Consider the following 16,429-nt stretch of genomic DNA (forward strand, 5'->3'; position numbering starts at 1 on the left):
AACTGCACACAAGGAATGAGGTGGCGGGAGTGGAGTTGGCGAGAACGGACCTGATGTCGAGGGCGCAGGCCGGCGACGGCGAGGCATTCCGAGCGCTGACCGAGCCACACCGTCGCGAGCTACAGGTGCACTGCTATCGGATGGTCGGATCGTTTCAGGATGCCGAGGACGCTCTCCAGGACACGATGCTCGCCGCTTGGCGAGGTCTCGAACGATTCGACGGGCGCGCCTCACTTCGCACCTGGCTCTACCGCATCGCCACCAACCGGTGCCTCGACGCGCTGCGCTCTGCTCGCCGACGTCCCGCGAAGCAGTGGGACATCCCGGGAATCGAACTACCGGAACCCACTGGACTCGGCGAAATCCACTGGCTCGAGCCCTATCCCGACGACCTGCTGGACAGTGCGATCGGTGTGCCGCTCGGTCCGGAGGCGCGCTACGAGCAGACCGAATCCATTTCCCTGGCCTTTGTGACCGCCCTGCAGATCTTGCCGCCTCGCCAGCTCGCCGTCCTCATCCTGCGCGACGTCCTCGGATTCCACGCGAACGAGGTAGCCGACATGCTGGACACGACCGTCGAATCGGTCAAAAGCGCCCTCAAACGCGCGCGTGCGGGAATGCAGCGCCGACTGCCGGTGACCACTGCCCGCGAGCAGCCGCCCGCTGGCGACTCACCTGCCGAGCACGCGATCGTGGCGAAGTTCGTCAGCGCCTACGAAGCTGCCGACATCGACGCGTTGGTGGCTCTGTTGACCGACGACGTCTTCATGTCGATGCCACCGATGCCGCTGGAATACCAGGGCCGAGACCTCGTGGCCCGCTTCTTCGCACTCATTTTCGGCTCGGCACAGAGATTCGAACTGGTGCCGACGCGAGCCAACGGTCAGCCGGCCTTCGGGGTCTACCGACACCCCTCCATCGGCATCCACGGATCCGGCCTCTTCGTCCTCACCCTGGCCGGCGACCGAATCGGCGCCATGACCCGCTTCGAAAGCACTGTCCTCCCCACATTCGGACTGCCGCAATACCTCCCGAGTGCGCAGTAGACCGGCTTCGCTGAGAGTTGGACGCTGACTCGAGTCCGCTCGAGCCGCGGCGTGATGATCATGGTTGGCCGGGAGCAGCGTTCGGAGCGGGTTGTTGTGTGAAATCGGTTTGGTGACAGTGAAATTCGATACGGGTCAAGGGTGGGTACCGGCTCCGGGCTGGCCGGCCGTGACGTCGCTGGTCGGGTGCGGGGTGAGGAGATGTCGGTGCAGGAAGGACAGTTCTGCTTCGACAGTCTCTTCGTGGGCTTCGAGATAGGTTGCGTAGTGTCCGCCGGGTACGCGAACGAGCTCTGAGCGTGGGGCTCGGGCGGCGACGCGGAGTGCGGGGGCGGTGAGGGCGGATCGGTCCTGGTTGCAGGCGATGACCAGGAGGGGGCAGTGGATGTGGGAGGCGTGGCGGCCGGGCCGGTAGAGGGCGGTGCGGAGGGCCGAGCGGGCGGCTACGGATTGTTGCCAGGCCGGGTATCTGCCGTGCGGGTCGAGGGCATGCGGCATGTCCGGGGCGTCCGGTGTCGTGAGGGCCGCGACGGTTCCCGGGGCGCCGACCAGAGGAATCAGCAGGGGTGACCTGCCGGCCAGACCGGCGGCGATGTCGAGGAGGGCGCGGGCGGTGAAGCGCAGCAGGGCGAGGGGTCTCTGGTGGCGAGAGGCGTTGCGGGAGATCGCGGGTCCATCGGCGTGAGGCGATTGGGCGATCGCGGCCGCCACGCCCGGGTGATGCGCTGCGATGTTCAGGACGTGGCCGCCCGACAGCGAGTGGCCCCACAGGGCTAGCTTGGCCGGGTCGACTTCCGGTAGGGCCGAGGCGAATTCGATGGCAGCCCGCCAGTCGTCGAGTTGCTCGCGGATGCGGACGAGCTGGCGGGGCATGCCGCCGCTGTCGCCGAGGTGCCGATAGTCGAAGGCGAGAACGGTGAATCCGGCCTGATGGAACCGTTCGGCGAAACGGTCGGCGCCTGGCTCCTTGGTGACCGCGATGGCTCCGGCCATGATCACGCAGGCGCCGTTGGTTCCTGGATAATGCCAGGCCACGCATTCGTCACTGCCACTGGTGAAGCGACGCTTCTCACGTTCGATGGACATTCGCACACCGGCCTTTCGGTGGGTCCTGGATACCAAGAAGTGAACCACCTGGTTCACTTCATGTCAACGGCGAGGACTCCCGCTGTAATACCGTGCGGGACAGAGCTATTCGACGGCAGCCTCTTCCCGGTCCAGGGCGCGGGACAGCGCCTCGAGCCCGGTCTCGGCTCCGGCGGTATCCCCGCTGGTCAGCCAGTCGATCAGGAAGCCACGCAGGGCCGCCAGGATCAGCTCGGCCACCTCCCGCTTCCGGCGCTCCGGCCAAGCCACGGGACACAGCGAAAGCAACAGCGGCAGATACTGCTTCGAGGCCTCCCGGCCCAGTGCGGCATGCCGCTGCGGGTCGTACATCGCCAGTCCGATGGCCTGATCGAGAACTCGCAGCCCGGTTTCCGCGTCGACCAGCACCGGCCACAGCGCCCGCACCCGCGCCGACAGCGTCGGTTGCTGCCGGTCGAGTATCGCGAAGGCGGCGCCGATCCGCCGGTCCCGCAATCGCACGATCGCCTGCGCGAGCAGATCGTCGACGCCGTCGAAGTGGTAGAGCAGCACCTTGTGGGTGGTGCCGGCCGCCCGCGCCGCCCGCCGCAGCGAGAAATCCACCAGGCCGTTGGCCGCGAGATCGTCGGTGACCCGGTCGAGCAGGTCGTCGCGCCGGGCGGTACCGCGGGCCGAACCCGTGGATCGCCGGTAGCCCGCGGGCCCCGGAGTGCCGGGCTCGGTGTCCGCTTCCTCGGACTGGGACGGTGTCGTACGGGCCATGCGGATGAACCTACCCGCGGCGGGGCGGCGAGCTCAGCGCACGTAGGACAGGATGCTCATCATGCCCGCTTCTCCGTGGTAGGCGTTGTGGCAGTGCAGCATCCATTGACCGGGGTTGTCGGCGTCGAGGTCGACTTCGACCGTCTGCATGGGCAGCACGATGGAGGTGTCCTTGCGCGGCCCGGATCCGGCCCGGTTGACGAGCTGGAAGGTGTGGCCGTGCAGGTGCATGGGGTGGTACATCATGGTCTGGTTGCGGAAGCGCAGGCGGATCCGTTGCCCCTGGGAGACATTCAGGGCGGTGTGGTCGGGGTAGGCCTTGCCGTTGATGGTCCAGATGTATTTCTTCGTGTCGGAGCCGAGGGTGACGTCGAGGGTCTGGTCGGGCTGCTTCGCCTGCAGGCGAACCGGTTCCGCGGCGGTGAGGCGATCGGCCGTCAGCGGCGCCACCGCGAGTTCGGCCGATTGCACGTCGGCCGGGGGTGGGGTGCCGCCGCCGGTGCGGATCAGCGCGAATCCGCGGCCCGTCTTGCCTTCCGCCGCGGCGACCAGCGGGAAGACGCCGTCCGCCAGTTCGACGATGACGTCGAAGCGTTCGCCCATGCTGATGAGCAGGCTGGAGGTGGTGATCGGCCGCACCGGGAAACCGTCGGTGTGGGTGACCCGCAGCTGATGTCCGCCGACGGCGACCCGGAACGCCGTGTCCGCGGCGGCATTGATGATCCGCAGCCGGATGCGCTGCCCCGGTCGCGCGGTGACGACGGCGGGGTCGCTGCTCAGGCGGCCGTTGATCAGGAAGTACGGGTAGGTGACGTCGCCGGCGTCGGAGCCGAGCGGCGCGTTCGGGTCGGCGGGCATGGACATTCCGCCCGAGCCCATGGTCATGCCGTCGTGGTTCATGCCCGGCATCGCGCCCATGGCCATGCCCGCCATGCCCTTGTCCCGCAGCGCCTGCAACTCCTTGTCCGGGTCACGCCCGTTCACGCCGTCGAGCCAATCGTCGAGCACCACAACGGCTTCGGTGTCGTAGTCGCGGCCGTCGGCCGGATCCTCGATGATGAGCGGCGCGTACATGCCTCGATCGAGTTGCACCCCGACGTGCGGGTGGAAGAAGTACGTGCCGGAGTCCGGCGCGGTGAACTCGTAACCGAAACTGCCTCCGGCCGCGATCGGCGCCTGGGTGACATCGGGGACGCCGTCCATATCGTTGCGCAGGGCGATGCCGTGCCAGTGCACCGTGGTCGGCGCCGGAAGCGCGTTGATGACGTTGGCGCGCACCACCTCACCTTTGGCGATGCGGATTTCCGGGCCGGGCACCGTGCCCCCGAAGGCCCAGGTCGGCACCTGGACGCCACCGAGGTCGACGGTGGTCGGCTCGGCACGCAATGTCACGTCGCGGACGGTGGCGCCGGCCGCGCGACGCGCGGCCTCGGCGGCCCGGACCGCCTCGGAATCGGGCTGCACGAGGCTGGGCGCGGCTGTCGTGTTCTTCGTGCACGCGGCCAGCGTCGCGGCGGCCGCGGCACCCGCTCCGAGCGCTAGGAATCCGCGCCGACTCAGTGGCGACGCGAGTGGAAATCGATTGGAGGACATGGCTTCTCCCTGGTTGGTCGAATGTGGGGCACGCCACGCGGTGGTCGGCGGCGGCCGGGATCAAGAAGTCGGCCGCGACCGGTGGGCGCGGCGGACCTGTCAGATCCGCAGAATCGACAGTTCGGCCAGGGTGGGGACCGTCCACGGCGGTGGACGGGCTCGATGGATTCGCCGGGCCGGGAAGTTCGGTGGGCGGGCGTCACGGGGCCGGTCTCCGGCCCAGTGCAGCAGTACCAGGCCGATCGCGACCGTCACGGCGGAGAGGACGAAGAATTCGCAGGCGTGGGTGAGCCCGTGCCCGCCGGGCTTGTCGCCGTGCATTCCCGCGTCGGGTCCCGGCTGCGGGACGGAGGGCATCGCCATCGTCGCCGAGGACATCTCGGAACCCGGCGTGCTGTGGTGCGCCGAGAACACACCCGCGTGCATAGCGGCGATCCCGAACAGGAGCGCCAGCACTCCGAGCAGCCGGACGTATCCGGTCACTCGCGGCGCAACGCGCTGATCAGCCACGTCAGCCAGCATAGCCCGACTTGACCCGCCACCCCCCGGGGGTATTGGCAAGGAGCCTGACGCACGGTGGCCCGCATCACAGCACACAGACTTGAACATACCCCCGTGGGGTATTAACTTCTCCCATGTCGAACCATCCACCCACCGAGGAGCCACGAGATGTGCGAATGCGACTGTCCCCGCCCCCGCGACCCGCCCCAGCCCGTCTCCAGGAAGTGATTCCGATGCGTTCCGCGCCCATGCTCACCTCGCTCCTCCGCAACCGCGACTACCTGCGCCTGTTCACCGCCCAGGTCTCCGGGCTCTTCGGTACCGGATTGACCACCGTCGCACTGGGATTGCTCGCCTACGACCTCGCCGGCGGTGGTGCCGCCGCGGTCCTCGGCACCGCGCTCACCATCAAGATGCTCGTCTACGTCACGGTCGCGCCGATCGTGGCCGCGTACGCCGATCGCTTTCCCCGCCGGGCCTTCCTGACGGCCCTGCACCTCACGCGCGCCGCCGTCGTCCTGGCGCTGCCGTTCATCGACCAGATCTGGCAGATCTACGTGCTCATCGCGGTCCTCCAAACCGCTTCCGCCGCATACACACCGACCTATCAGGCGGTCATCCCCGACATCCTGCCCGATGAGCGGGAATACACCCGGGCGCTTTCGGCCGCGCAGCTGGCCGCCACCATGGAGACCCTGCTCAGCCCGATGCTCGCGGCCGCCGCGCTGACGATCATGAGCTTCCACTGGCTGTTCGCCGGCACCGCCATCGGATTCGCCGTCTCGGCCGCACTGGTCATCGCGACCAGGATCCCGAACGCGACCGCCACCAGCGGAGACTCGTTCCGGGAGCGGATCACGGTGGGCCTGCGGATCTTCGCCGCGACGCCGCGCCTGCGCGGGCTGCTCGGCCTGAACCTGGTGGTGGCCGCCGCGGGCTCGATCATCATGGTCAACACGGTCAACTACGTCCGCGACACCCTCGGCGGCACTCAGACCGGAGTGGCAATGCTGCTGGCGGCCAATGGATTCGGCACCATGCTCGTGGCCCTGTCGCTCCCCCGGGTGCTCGATCGCATCGGCGCTCGACCGGTCATGCTCACGGGCGCGGCTATCCTGCTGGCCGGTCTCGGCGCGGCCATCGAACTGTCGCTCGCCGGCTCGGGTGACTGGCGGTGGGGCGCGGCCATCGCGGTGTGGGCGACCGTCGGCGCGGGCACTGCCGCGATCCTGACCCCGACCGGCCAGGTGCTGCGCAGCTCTTCGCAACCCGCCGACCGCCCCGCCGTCTTCGCCGCCCAGTTCTCGCTCTCGCACCTGGCCTGGCTACTCACCTACCCGGTCACCGGATGGCTCACCACCACAACCGGATTCACCACCACCTGGGTGACGCTGGCGGTGTTCGCCACCGTGGGAATCGCGGTCGCCCACCGGATGTGGCCTCGCCACGACCCGGAGCAGGTAATTCCCCCGCACATCGAGCCTCGCCCGCAGGCCACCGCGGACCAGCGACCCGAACTCGCCACCGCGGCCTGACCATCCCGATCGCCGCGCCGCCCAGCTTCCGGGCGGCGCGGCGGCGTGCATCCATCGACCGCTACTTCCAGGTCAGCAGCTCACCGACCGAGAGCCTGCCGTTCGGAATCGCATTCGGCGCACCCGCCGGCAGCGGATCCGGGTACCCGAGGGCGATGGCATGCCGCGGCAGCCATCCCGGCGCGAGCTCGAGCAATTCGGCTGCGCGAGAAACATTCTCGGCGGGATACAGGGTGGTCGGGCAACTGCCGAGCCCCTGTCCGGCGGCGGCCAGACACAGCGACTGGGTCAGCCGGCCCATGTCGAACTCGGTGTCGGCGAAGCCGTTGTCCTGCGAGGCCAGGACCAGCACCAGGGGCGCGGCGGCCAGATGGACGGCATAGCCGCCGAGCCGGGACAGCTCCCCCCGCGCCGCCGAATCGGTGACGGCGACGAAGCGCCAGGGCTGCCGATTGCGCGCGGAGCCGGTCCAGCGGGCCGTGTCGATGATGCGCTCGACCACGGGGATCGATACGGGATCCGCCCGGAAATGTCGCACCGCCCGCAGTCCCCGGATCGCTTCATCCACTCGGCAACCCTATCGGTTCGAGCGGTGCGCGGAGATTGCCGACCCGATGTCCGGGTACCCGCCGAACATCGGCACCTGCACCGAACGGGACGCATCATGCCCGATAGCCGGTGAACCGGCGGTGCGCCGCTCGTGCGGCTCTCGGTCCGGGCGCGGCGGAAGCGGTTCCCTTCCGCCGAATGTTCGTTTCTTCTCCCCGCTTGCCGCTTACCCTCGCCCGTGCCGGGTAAGCGGGCGGTATGGAACTTGTACATCTCGATCTCCGTGCCGGACCGTACGCTGTTCCGGTTCCGCCGATCCGGCCGTCGGAACCGATCCCGCCGGTGGAGCCGGGGCAGCCCATTCCGGAACCCGCGCCGCCCGTGCCCTTCCCCGCACCCGGACCACCGATTCCGGCGCCGCCGGATCCGCTTCCGGAGCCCGGGCCATCGGAACCTATTCCGCAGCTGCGCCCGCGGCTGCCGTCGGGTTGGGTAGCTCCACCGGGCTGTCGGTCAGGGTGATACGGCGGCCGTGGTGGGTCAGGGTGACGCTGTCGCCGGATTCGAGCCGGTAGGTGGTCGACTCAGCGGTGATGTGGACGGATATCCGGCTGCCGTGCCACAGGATTCGGAAGCACAGCCGATTCAGCTGCTCCGGGAGGCGCGGGGCGAAGCCGAGGTCGCCGTCGTGGTCGCGCATGCCGCCGAAGCCGCCGACGCAGGTGATCCAGGTACCTGCGACCGAGGCGATGTGGATGCCTGCGGCGACATCGTGGTGCAGGTCGTGCAGGTCGGTGAACGCGGCCTCGCGGAAATAGTCGTAGGCGAGCGCGAGGTGACCGATCTCGGCGGCGAGGACGGCCTGGGTGCACGCCGACAGTGAGGAATCGCGGACGGTCAGCGGGTCGTAGTACTCGAAGTTGCGGATCTTCTGATCGCGACCGAAGGCGTTGGGGCACAGGTACATTGCCAGCACGAGGTCGGCCTGTTTGACCACCTGCTGGCGATACAGATCGAAATACGGGTAGTGCAGCAGCAGTGGATAGTTCTCCGGCGGGGTGGCGGCGAAATCCCATGGGGCGTACCGGGTGAACCCTTCGGACTGCTCGTGTACCCCGAGTTCGTCGTTGTAGGGCAGATACATGGAGTCGGCACAGTGACGCCAGCGGGTGAGTTCCGCAAGCTCCACACCGAGCCGTTCGGCCAGATCGGGCCGCCGCGTACAGGATTCGGCGGCCTCGCGCAGGTTCCGAGCCGCCATCAGATTGGTGTAGATGTTGTTGTCGGCCAGGGCGGAGTACTCGTCGGGACCGGTCACGCCGTCGATGCGGAAGTCCCCGGCCGAGTCGTCGTGGCCCAGGCTCACCCACAGCCGCGCCGTCTCGACCAGCAGCTCGACACCGCAGTCGGTCTCGAACTGCTCGTCGCCGGTCGCGTCCAGGTAGCGGGCGGTCGCGTCGGCGATATCGGCATTCACGTGGACGGCCGCGGTGGCGGTCGGCCAGTACCCGGACGCCTCCTCACCGTTGATCGACCGCCACGGGAACATCGCCCCGGCCTGCCCCAACTCCCGGGCCCGCTGCCGCGCCTGCCCGAGGGTCGAGTGCCGCCAGCGCAGCGCGTCACCCGCCGCCATCGGCATGGTGTACGTGAGCACCGGCAACACATAGGTTTCGGTGTCCCAGAATGCGTGGCCGTCGTATCCGGGACCGGTGAGGCCCTTCGCGGGAATCGCCCGCGCCTCACCGCGCGCGCCCGCCTGCAGCACATGGAACAGCGCGAATCGCACCGCCTGCTGCAGCTCGGGAGGGCCGTCCAGTTCGATGTCGGCCTGCGCCCAGAAGTCGTCGAGATAGGCGCGCTGACGGTCGAGCAGTTGTTGCCAGCCGATCTCCAGCCCGGCCGCGAGCGCGGCCTCCACCTGGGCCCGCAGCGCGGACGCCGAGCGCCGCGCCGACCACCCGTAAGCCAGAAACTTGGTGAGGCACAGGCGATCCCCCGCGGGTACGCCCGCGGCGATCGTCATCCGGGCGAGGTCGTCCTCGGCGCGCACATCGCAGCGGGTGGCCACCCTGACATCGAACTCGTGGTCCATCGCGGCCGCCATGCGCAGCTGCGACCGCCGGGTGTGATGGACCAGCACCGCGAAGAGGTCGCGCGCCACGGCGCACTCCCCCACGAGCGGGTGATCGAGCGCCGCGGCCAAGCGGGGATCGTCCGGTTTCACCGGATCCGGTTCATTGGCGAGCAGATCCGACTGCACGACCACCTCGAGATCGCCATCGAGCGGCTCGACCTCGTAGCGGATCGCCGCCAGCGCCCGCTCGGTGAACGACACCAGGCGCTCCGAACGAATCCGCACGCGGCGGCCGGTCGGCGAGGTCCACACGGTGGAGCGGCGCAGGGTGCCGGACCGGAAATCCAGGACGCGGTCGTGCTCGACCGTATTGCCGTAGCGCAGATCCATCGGCTCGTCCTCGACGAGCAATCGGATGATCTTGCCGTCGGTCACATTGACGACCGTCTGGCCCTCCGCCGGATAGCCGTATCCGGCTTCGGCGTACGGCATCTTCCGGGATTCGTATAAGCCGTTGAGATAGGTGCCCGGTTTGCCGACCGGTTCGCCCTCGTCGAGGGTGCCGCGCAGGCCGATGTGCCCGTTGGACAGCGCGAAGATCGATTCGGTGCGCTGCAGCGCATCGAGATCGAGCCCGCGCCAACGCAACTCCCAGGGCGCTACTTCGAATCTCGCATCACTCATGAGGATTCCTGCAAGTCGGCCAGGTCGTGGACGACGACGTCGGCTCCGGCCCGGTACAGCTGATCGGTATGGTCCGGGTCGCCGGTGCGGTCGACGCCGACGACGAATCCGAACGCGCCCGCGCGGCCGGCCTCCACTCCGGCGACCGCGTCTTCGAACACCGCCGCGGCCCGGGGATCGACGCCCAGGGCGTCCGCGCCCGCCAGGAACCCATCGGGTGCGGGCTTGCCGGGCAGCCCACGCTCCTCGAACGTGTTCCCGTCGATGCGGATCTCGGCGTAGCGATCCAGACCGGTGGCGGCCAGCACCGCCGCGGCGTTCGCCGACGAGGATACGATGCCGATCCGCAGACCGGCCCGCTGCACAGCGGTAAGATAGTGCACCGACCCGGGGAAGGCGCGCACGCCTTCTCGCTCGATCAGCGTGTGCACGAGCTCGTTCTTCTTCTCACCGATGCCATGCACGGTCTGCGCGTCGGGACCGTCTTCGTCGGAGCCCTCGGGCAGCTCGATGTCCCGAGACTTCAGGAATTCGCGCACTCCGTCCAACCGAGGTCTCCCATCCACGTACAGTTCGTAGTCCCGCTCCGAGAAGGGCTGGAATCCAGCGCCGCAGCGCTGGTGCAGAAAGTCGTCGAAAGCGCTCTTCCACGCCTGCTCGTGCACCCCGGCGGAGTCGGTCAGCACGCCGTCCATGTCGAACAACACCGCGCTGATCGCACCCGGCAGCCCCAGGCGGGTCCCGGTGTCCCGGTCGTCGTGGTCCATACCGGTGCCGTACCCGCGGCAACCTCGAACAAACACGATTCCCCCGGCGCGAGATGTTTCGCGGTGATTCTCCCGGTTACTCGACCGACTGCCGGCAGTCCGGCCGGCGCTCACGACAGCGGAAAGGCGAAAAACATGCTGATGCTCACCCCCACTGCCGTCGAGGCAGTTCGCGATATCACCTCCGGAGAAGGCGCGCCGCAGGACGCCGGACTGCGGATCTCCACCCCCGATGACGCCCAGAGCTTCCACCTGGCCGTCGCCGCCGAGCCGTCGCAGGACGACGAGGTGCTGACCGCCGAGGGAGCCCGCGTCTTCATGGACCGCAAGGCCGCCGAATTCTTCGACGACAAGATTCTCGACGCCGGCCTCGACGCGAAGGGTAATGCCACCTTCGTGGTCGGACCGCAGGCCGCCACCTCCTAGACCCGCCCGCGACCATGTCGGCGAATCTGGCTCGGAAACTGATCGAGTCGCACCTGGTGTCCGGTGCGATGACGCCGGGTGCGGAGATCGCGATCAGGATCGACCAGACACTGACCCAGGACGCCACCGGCACCTTGGTGATGCAGGAACTCGAGGCCTTGAACCTCGAGCGGGCGCGCACCGAGGTCAGCGTTCAGTACGTCGACCACAATCTGCTGCAGACCGATGAGAAGAACGCCGAGGACCACGAATATCTCCGCACGGCCGCCCAGCACTTCGGCCTGTGGTTCTCCAAGGCGGGCAACGGTGTATCGCACCCGACGCACATGCAGCGGTTCGGGATACCGGGCAAGACTCTCGCGGGTTCGGATTCGCACACTCCGGCGGCCGGTGCGCTGGGCATGCTGGCCATCGGAGTGGGCGGATTGGAAGTGGCGCTGGCGATTACGGGTCGGCCGCTGCACCTGAGGATGCCCCAGGTGTGGGGTGTCCGGCTGGAAGGCGAACTGCCGCAGTGGTGTTCGGCCAAGGATGTCATTCTCGAGATGCTGCGCCGCCACGGCGTGAGCGGCGGGATCAACCGCATCATCGAGTATCACGGCCCGGGCCTGTCGAGTCTGTCAGCGATGGATCGCCATGTGATCGCGAACATGGGCGCCGAACTCGGGGCCACCACAACGGTATTCCCGAGCGACGCGGCCGTACAGGCCTTCCTCCGTGAGGAGGGACGCGAGAACGATTGGGTCGAGCTGGCCGCGGATGCCGACGCCGGTTACGACCTCGAGGACTCGATCGACCTGTCCACCGTCGAGCCACTCATCGCGAAGCCGTCCTCGCCCGGCAACGTGGTGCCGGTACGCGAGGTCGCGGGCACCGATATCGCGCAGGCGGTGATCGGCTCCAGCGCCAATCCCGGCCTGCGCGATTTCGCGATCGCGGCCGCCATGGTGGCCGGGCGGCAGACCGTGCCACAGGTCAGTTTCGACGTGAACCCCACCTCGCGGGAGATCCTCACCGATCTGACCGCGATGGGGGCCGTCACCGACCTGGTGGCCGCCGGGGCTCGCATCCATCAGGCCGGATGCCTGGGCTGCATCGGCATGGGCCAGGCGCCGGCCATGGGTCGCAACTCACTGCGCACCATGCCGCGCAACTTCCCCGGCCGCTCGGGCACGAAGGAGGACTCGGTCTGGCTGTGCTCGCCGGAAACCGCCGCGGCGTCGGCGCTCACCGGCGTGATCACCGATCCGCGGGAGTGGGCGCGCACCGTGCGCATGGACTACCCGAAGCTCGATCTGCCCGCACGCGCCGCGATCAACACCATGATGCTGGTCGCCCCACTGGATCCGGAACAGGCCCGGCAGGTGCGGCCGGTGAAAGGGCCCAATATCTCCAGCCTGCCGCCCCTGGCCCCGCTGCCCGAACGGATCGAGGGGCCGGTGCTGCTGAAGGTCGGCGACAATATCTCGACGGACGAGATCTCTCCCGCCGGAGCACGGGCCCTGCCCTTCCGGTCCAACATCCCCAAGCTGGCGATGTTCACCTTCACCCAGATCGACGAGACCTATCCGGAACGGGCACAACGGGTTTCCGAATCCGGCCATCTGATCGTCGGCGGCGAGAACTACGGTCAGGGCTCCTCCCGCGAGCACGCCGCGATCACCCCCCGCTACCTCGGACTGCGAGCGGTCATCGCCAAATCCTTCGCCCGCATCCACTGGCAGAACCTGGCCAACTTCGGTGTCCTGGCACTCGAATTCGCCGATCCCGCCGACTACGACGGCATCGACCGTGACGACTTCCTGCGCATCGACGATCCGGGCGAGATCGCGCACCGGACGACATTGCAGGTGCTCAACATGAGCAAGGAAACGACTTTCACCGTCCGGCATCGTCTTTCGCCACGACAGGTACAGGACGTCCTGGCCGGCGGCCTGATACCCCGCCTGGCGCAACGCGCGTAACCAACATGGAAGAGAGGTGTGCCGGGAACAGCGACAACGTCGAGCCCACGTAAGGCAAGTCTTCCGGAAAGGAGCCCACCATGCTGCGGCGAATTGCCCACCCCATGCTCGCGACCGTCTTCGTCGTCGACGGAATCGACACTCTCACCAATCCGGATCCCCGGGTCAAGACCGCGACCTCCGCAGTGCAGAAGGGCGAGCAGAAGCTCCCACCGCAGCTGGCGAAGTACCTGCCCGGCGATCCGGGGCGCGTGGTCCGGATCAATGCGGCGGTCCGCATCGGCGGCGGTGTGCTGCTGGCGCTCGGGAAGCTGCCGCGGCTGTCCACCGCGGTGCTCGCCGCGACCGTGGTCCCCGCGGCGCTGTCCGAACCGGGATACTGGAGCGAGGAGGACCCGGAGCGGCGCGCGGCGAAACGCACTGCGCTGCTGAAGGATATGAGCCTGCTGGGCGGCCTGCTGATCGCCTCCACCGATCGGCAGGGCAAGCCCTCGCTCGGCTGGCGCGGCCGTCGCGCCCTCGACAAGCTCCACTCGGAAACCGGCCCGGCCCACGATCGCGTCGCCCAGCTCGCCGATGCCGCGAAGGAACACGGACCGGAACTGGCCGCGACACTACGGGAGCAGGGTGAACGCCTCGCCGAGTCCGCCCGCGAGCATGGTCCCGAACTCGTTGCGGCAGTGCGTGATCGGGGCGAGCGCCTCGCCGAGGCCGCACAGCACCGCGGCGAACAGCTCGCGGAGACCACCCGTGATGTCGGCGCCCAGTGGGGCAGGACCGCCTCCGAACGCGGCGGCCATCTCCTCGATGCGGCGCGCGAGCACGGCGGCCACCTCGCCGAGAGCGCACGGGAACACGGCGGGCCGCTCGCGGACACCGTACGGGAGCACGGGGCACAGCTCGCCGGAACCGCGCGGGAGCAGGGCGCACAGCTGGCCACCACCGCGCGCGAGCGCGGCGGCCGGCTCGCACGGGCCGCGCGGGAACGCGGTGAGCGGGCGGCGGACGCGGCTCGCGACGCCGCCGGCCGGACACGATGACGGGAGCCGACACCATGACGTCTCAGCACGTCGTATCCCGAACGGCCCGAACGGGTTTGTGGCTGTGCGCGGCGGCGACGGCGGTCGCCGTCGCCGCCGGCTGCGCGAACAGCACCGCGCCGGGCGTTCCGGGAACCGGTGCGCCGCAGCCCTCCGGGCAGTCGTCCGGCGGGCCCACCATCACCGCGGATGCCGCGCAGCGGCTCTGCGACATGATCCGGTCCGAGGTCGACAAGTGGCGCGCCGACGGCCCCACCGAGGCACGACTGAAATTCAATGCCACCGTTCAGGATTGGGCGTTGCGCAACAACGGCGTGAATTTCGCGGTGATGCGCAATCGCTCGGTCATCGACCAGACCACCACGGCCGCCTGCCCGGATGTCCGCGACGCGGCCGTGCAGGCGATCCAATTCCCGGACCTGGCTTCGGGATTGGTCGGCTTCTGACATCCGCCGGGGCGAGCCGTGCCGCCCCGGCGAGATCGGTCACCGCCCCGGCGAGATCGGTCACCCGCTCAATTCGCGAGGGATTCGGCGCGGAGCTGCCCGAGGGTCTTGGCCAGAATGCGCGATACCTGCATCTGCGAGACGCCGAGGCGTGCGGCTATCTGATTCTGGGTCATCGACTCGAAGAATCGCATCACCAGGACCCGGCGCTCCCGATCCGGCAGCTGGGCGATGAGCGGCCGGACCGCGAGCAGCTGGTCCACGTGTTCGTAGCCGGCCTCTTCGTCCCCCAGCGCGTCCAGCATCGCCAGCGGAGTGTTCTCCCCGTCATCCGGGCAGGCCGCTTCCAATGAGGCGCTCTGGTAGGCGTTGGACGCCAGCATCGCCTGGGTCAGCTCTTCCGGATCGACCTCCAGCTCGGCGGCCAGTTCGCGGGCCTTCGGCATCCGGCCCAGGCGCTGGGCCAAGATCTCGATGGCGGTGCCCAGCCGGACCTGGGTCTCCTTGATTCGCCGCGGCACCCGCACGGCCCAGGTGCTGTCCCGGAAGTAGCGGCGGACCTCACCCATGATGGTCGGGACCGCGAAGGACAGGAAGCGGGAGCCGCGATACACATCGAAACGGTCGATGGATTGGATCAGCCCGAGCCGTGCGACCTGGAGCAGGTCTTCGAATGCTTCGCCGCGACCGGAAAACTTGCGTGCGATGTGATCGGCCAGCGGCAGGCAGCGATCTATCGCTTCCTCTCGCAAGGCGCTTCGCTCGGGAGCATCGGTTTCGACGGCTACAGCCAGTTGTTTGAGCAGCGGCTCGATATCGTCGTAGCTGTCACCCGTCATCGGAATCACCCCGTATTCGGCTGAACTGCATGAAGATGGGGTACCCAGTTCTCGCACCATTGAACGCCTTCTTTGCAATTGGCTGCAAATTACCAGGTCAGGCGCATACCCGCCGGCATCACGCGCAACTCCCGCATCAGTTGATCAAAGCGCTGCGACAGCAGGTATTTCGCTGTTCAGCAAAATGTTGGTAATCCAAGTTTGAGCGCTCGTACACCGGGAACAGCCAGGATGCCTCAATCGCGTAGAAAGGAATAATCATGATCATCCTGGGCCTAATTCTGCTGATCGTGGGAATTGTTTTCGGCCTCTCGATCCTGACGACCGTCGGCGTTGTCCTGATGCTCGTCGGCGCAGTCGCCTGGCTGCTCGGTATGGCCGGCCGCCCGATCGGCGGTCGCTCCCATTATTGGTGACGCACCGTTCGCCGCAGAACATTTCGTAAACCGGACGAACACATGCAGCCGGCGATCGCACACATCAGCGCAACACCCGACATCCCCTGACCTCATCGATTTCGATTGCAGGCCAGGGGATACTGCTACCCCACACACCCGTTCTGCGAGGCAGAAGACACCAAACACCGTGGAATCAACAGCCTTCGACGAATGGCGTGGATCGAGCACGTTCGTGGAGCGTCAGCAGCAGATGGTCGAACCTCGTCCGCAGCCCGGCGCTCGAATCGGCGATCGAAGGCAGGTCCGCGACCAGCTGGGTCGCGAGCAGGCGCAATTTCATATTGGTTTCCTGAGACCGCCAGATCAGAATGCGAAACGCCTGATCCGGGCTGACGCCGTAGACGAGCATGAGCGCGCCCTTGGCCTGCTCGACCACCGCTCGCGCGGCGTACAACTCCGGCAGCCGGTCGTCGAGAGTCTCCCGGCTGTGCTCGGCGAGCGTCTCGGTCATGTCCATGTAGTACCCGGCAGTTCCGACCACCTGGCCTGCTTCGTCGAGCATTTGATCACCCACGACCAGTACGTCGTGCACTTCTCCGGCGGTGTCGACGATGCGGTGACGACTGCAGAACGGCTCCCCACACCCATCACCGATTCGAACGCCCGGGTGCCCTCGGGTGAGATATCGCCGCCCTCTGTCACACCGCGATTATCCG

At 68.0% G+C, this 16,429-nt stretch carries 16 protein-coding genes; 7 read left to right on the forward strand and 9 right to left on the reverse strand.

Annotated elements, in window-relative coordinates:
- The first annotated feature begins 53 nt into the window (after positions 1 to 53).
- Positions 54 to 1,046: a sigma-70 family RNA polymerase sigma factor gene (locus ACWEKS_RS04975; protein WP_452339032.1), complete on the forward strand. Its 993-nt coding sequence runs from the start codon at positions 54 to 56 to the stop codon at positions 1,044 to 1,046.
- Between the two features lie 135 nt (positions 1,047 to 1,181).
- On the opposite strand, the gene ACWEKS_RS04980 is transcribed toward ACWEKS_RS04975, so the two are convergent.
- The 4 genes from ACWEKS_RS04980 to ACWEKS_RS04995 form a co-directional block, all read right to left on the reverse strand.
- Complete coding sequence (locus tag ACWEKS_RS04980; protein WP_452338861.1) at positions 1,182 to 2,132, reverse strand: alpha/beta hydrolase; 951 nt, start codon at positions 2,130 to 2,132, stop codon at positions 1,182 to 1,184.
- A 105-nt stretch (positions 2,133 to 2,237) separates the two neighbouring features.
- Positions 2,238 to 2,894, reverse strand: coding sequence for a TetR/AcrR family transcriptional regulator (locus tag ACWEKS_RS04985; RefSeq protein WP_452338862.1), 657 nt, complete (start codon positions 2,892 to 2,894; stop codon positions 2,238 to 2,240).
- A gap of 33 nt (positions 2,895 to 2,927) precedes the next feature.
- Positions 2,928 to 4,487 (reverse strand): multicopper oxidase family protein, encoded by a 1,560-nt coding sequence (locus ACWEKS_RS04990; protein ID WP_452338863.1) that lies wholly within the window; start codon positions 4,485 to 4,487, stop codon positions 2,928 to 2,930.
- 99 nt (positions 4,488 to 4,586) lie between these two features.
- On the reverse strand, positions 4,587 to 4,997 hold the full coding sequence (locus ACWEKS_RS04995; protein ID WP_452338864.1) for a DUF6153 family protein: 411 nt from the start codon (positions 4,995 to 4,997) through the stop codon (positions 4,587 to 4,589).
- 224 nt (positions 4,998 to 5,221) lie between these two features.
- Here ACWEKS_RS04995 and ACWEKS_RS05000 point away from each other — a divergent pair, with 224 nt between their 5' ends.
- The gene (locus ACWEKS_RS05000) at positions 5,222 to 6,523 is read left to right on the forward strand and encodes an MFS transporter (RefSeq protein WP_452338865.1); all 1,302 of its coding nucleotides are present in this window, start codon (positions 5,222 to 5,224) and stop codon (positions 6,521 to 6,523) included.
- Between the two features lie 61 nt (positions 6,524 to 6,584).
- Here ACWEKS_RS05000 and ACWEKS_RS05005 read toward each other — a convergent pair whose 3' ends face one another.
- The 3 genes from ACWEKS_RS05005 to ACWEKS_RS05015 all read right to left on the reverse strand — a co-directional run bounded on the left by ACWEKS_RS05005 (position 6,585) and on the right by ACWEKS_RS05015 (position 10,600).
- Complete coding sequence (locus ACWEKS_RS05005; protein ID WP_452338866.1) at positions 6,585 to 7,091, reverse strand: nitroreductase family protein; 507 nt, start codon at positions 7,089 to 7,091, stop codon at positions 6,585 to 6,587.
- A gap of 435 nt (positions 7,092 to 7,526) precedes the next feature.
- Complete coding sequence (locus ACWEKS_RS05010) at positions 7,527 to 9,833, reverse strand: glycoside hydrolase family 65 protein (protein ID WP_452338867.1); 2,307 nt, start codon at positions 9,831 to 9,833, stop codon at positions 7,527 to 7,529.
- Entirely contained in the window at positions 9,830 to 10,600 is a 771-nt protein-coding gene (locus tag ACWEKS_RS05015; RefSeq protein WP_452338868.1) for a beta-phosphoglucomutase family hydrolase, read from the reverse strand. The genes ACWEKS_RS05010 and ACWEKS_RS05015 overlap by 4 nt, the downstream gene beginning before the upstream one ends.
- 135 nt (positions 10,601 to 10,735) lie before the next feature.
- Between ACWEKS_RS05015 and ACWEKS_RS05020 the strand changes: the two genes are divergently transcribed.
- The 4 genes from ACWEKS_RS05020 (at position 10,736) to ACWEKS_RS05035 (ending at position 14,476) form a co-directional block, all read left to right on the forward strand.
- On the forward strand, positions 10,736 to 11,026 hold the full coding sequence (locus ACWEKS_RS05020; protein ID WP_452338869.1) for a hypothetical protein: 291 nt from the start codon (positions 10,736 to 10,738) through the stop codon (positions 11,024 to 11,026).
- A gap of 14 nt (positions 11,027 to 11,040) precedes the next feature.
- The gene (locus ACWEKS_RS05025; RefSeq protein ID WP_452338870.1) at positions 11,041 to 12,990 is read left to right on the forward strand and encodes an aconitate hydratase; all 1,950 of its coding nucleotides are present in this window, start codon (positions 11,041 to 11,043) and stop codon (positions 12,988 to 12,990) included.
- An 80-nt stretch (positions 12,991 to 13,070) separates the two neighbouring features.
- Positions 13,071 to 14,030: a DoxX family membrane protein gene (locus ACWEKS_RS05030; protein WP_452338871.1), complete on the forward strand. Its 960-nt coding sequence runs from the start codon at positions 13,071 to 13,073 to the stop codon at positions 14,028 to 14,030.
- 14 nt (positions 14,031 to 14,044) lie between these two features.
- Complete coding sequence (locus ACWEKS_RS05035; protein ID WP_452338872.1) at positions 14,045 to 14,476, forward strand: hypothetical protein; 432 nt, start codon at positions 14,045 to 14,047, stop codon at positions 14,474 to 14,476.
- 68 nt (positions 14,477 to 14,544) lie between these two features.
- Here the strand turns inward: ACWEKS_RS05035 and ACWEKS_RS05040 are convergent, their stop codons facing one another.
- Complete coding sequence (locus ACWEKS_RS05040) at positions 14,545 to 15,315, reverse strand: RNA polymerase sigma factor SigF (RefSeq protein WP_452338873.1); 771 nt, start codon at positions 15,313 to 15,315, stop codon at positions 14,545 to 14,547.
- Positions 15,316 to 15,575: 260 nt separating this feature from the next.
- On the opposite strand from ACWEKS_RS05040, the gene ACWEKS_RS05045 reads away from it, so the two are divergent.
- Positions 15,576 to 15,731, forward strand: a complete 156-nt coding sequence (locus tag ACWEKS_RS05045) for a hypothetical protein (RefSeq protein WP_452338874.1) — start codon at positions 15,576 to 15,578, stop codon at positions 15,729 to 15,731.
- Positions 15,732 to 15,906: 175 nt separating this feature from the next.
- Here the strand turns inward: ACWEKS_RS05045 and ACWEKS_RS05050 are convergent, their stop codons facing one another.
- Positions 15,907 to 16,275, reverse strand: a complete 369-nt coding sequence (locus tag ACWEKS_RS05050; protein ID WP_452338875.1) for an ANTAR domain-containing protein — start codon at positions 16,273 to 16,275, stop codon at positions 15,907 to 15,909.
- Positions 16,276 to 16,429 lie beyond the last annotated feature (154 nt).

This window comes from Nocardia sp. NPDC004711 (genome assembly GCF_053601595.1).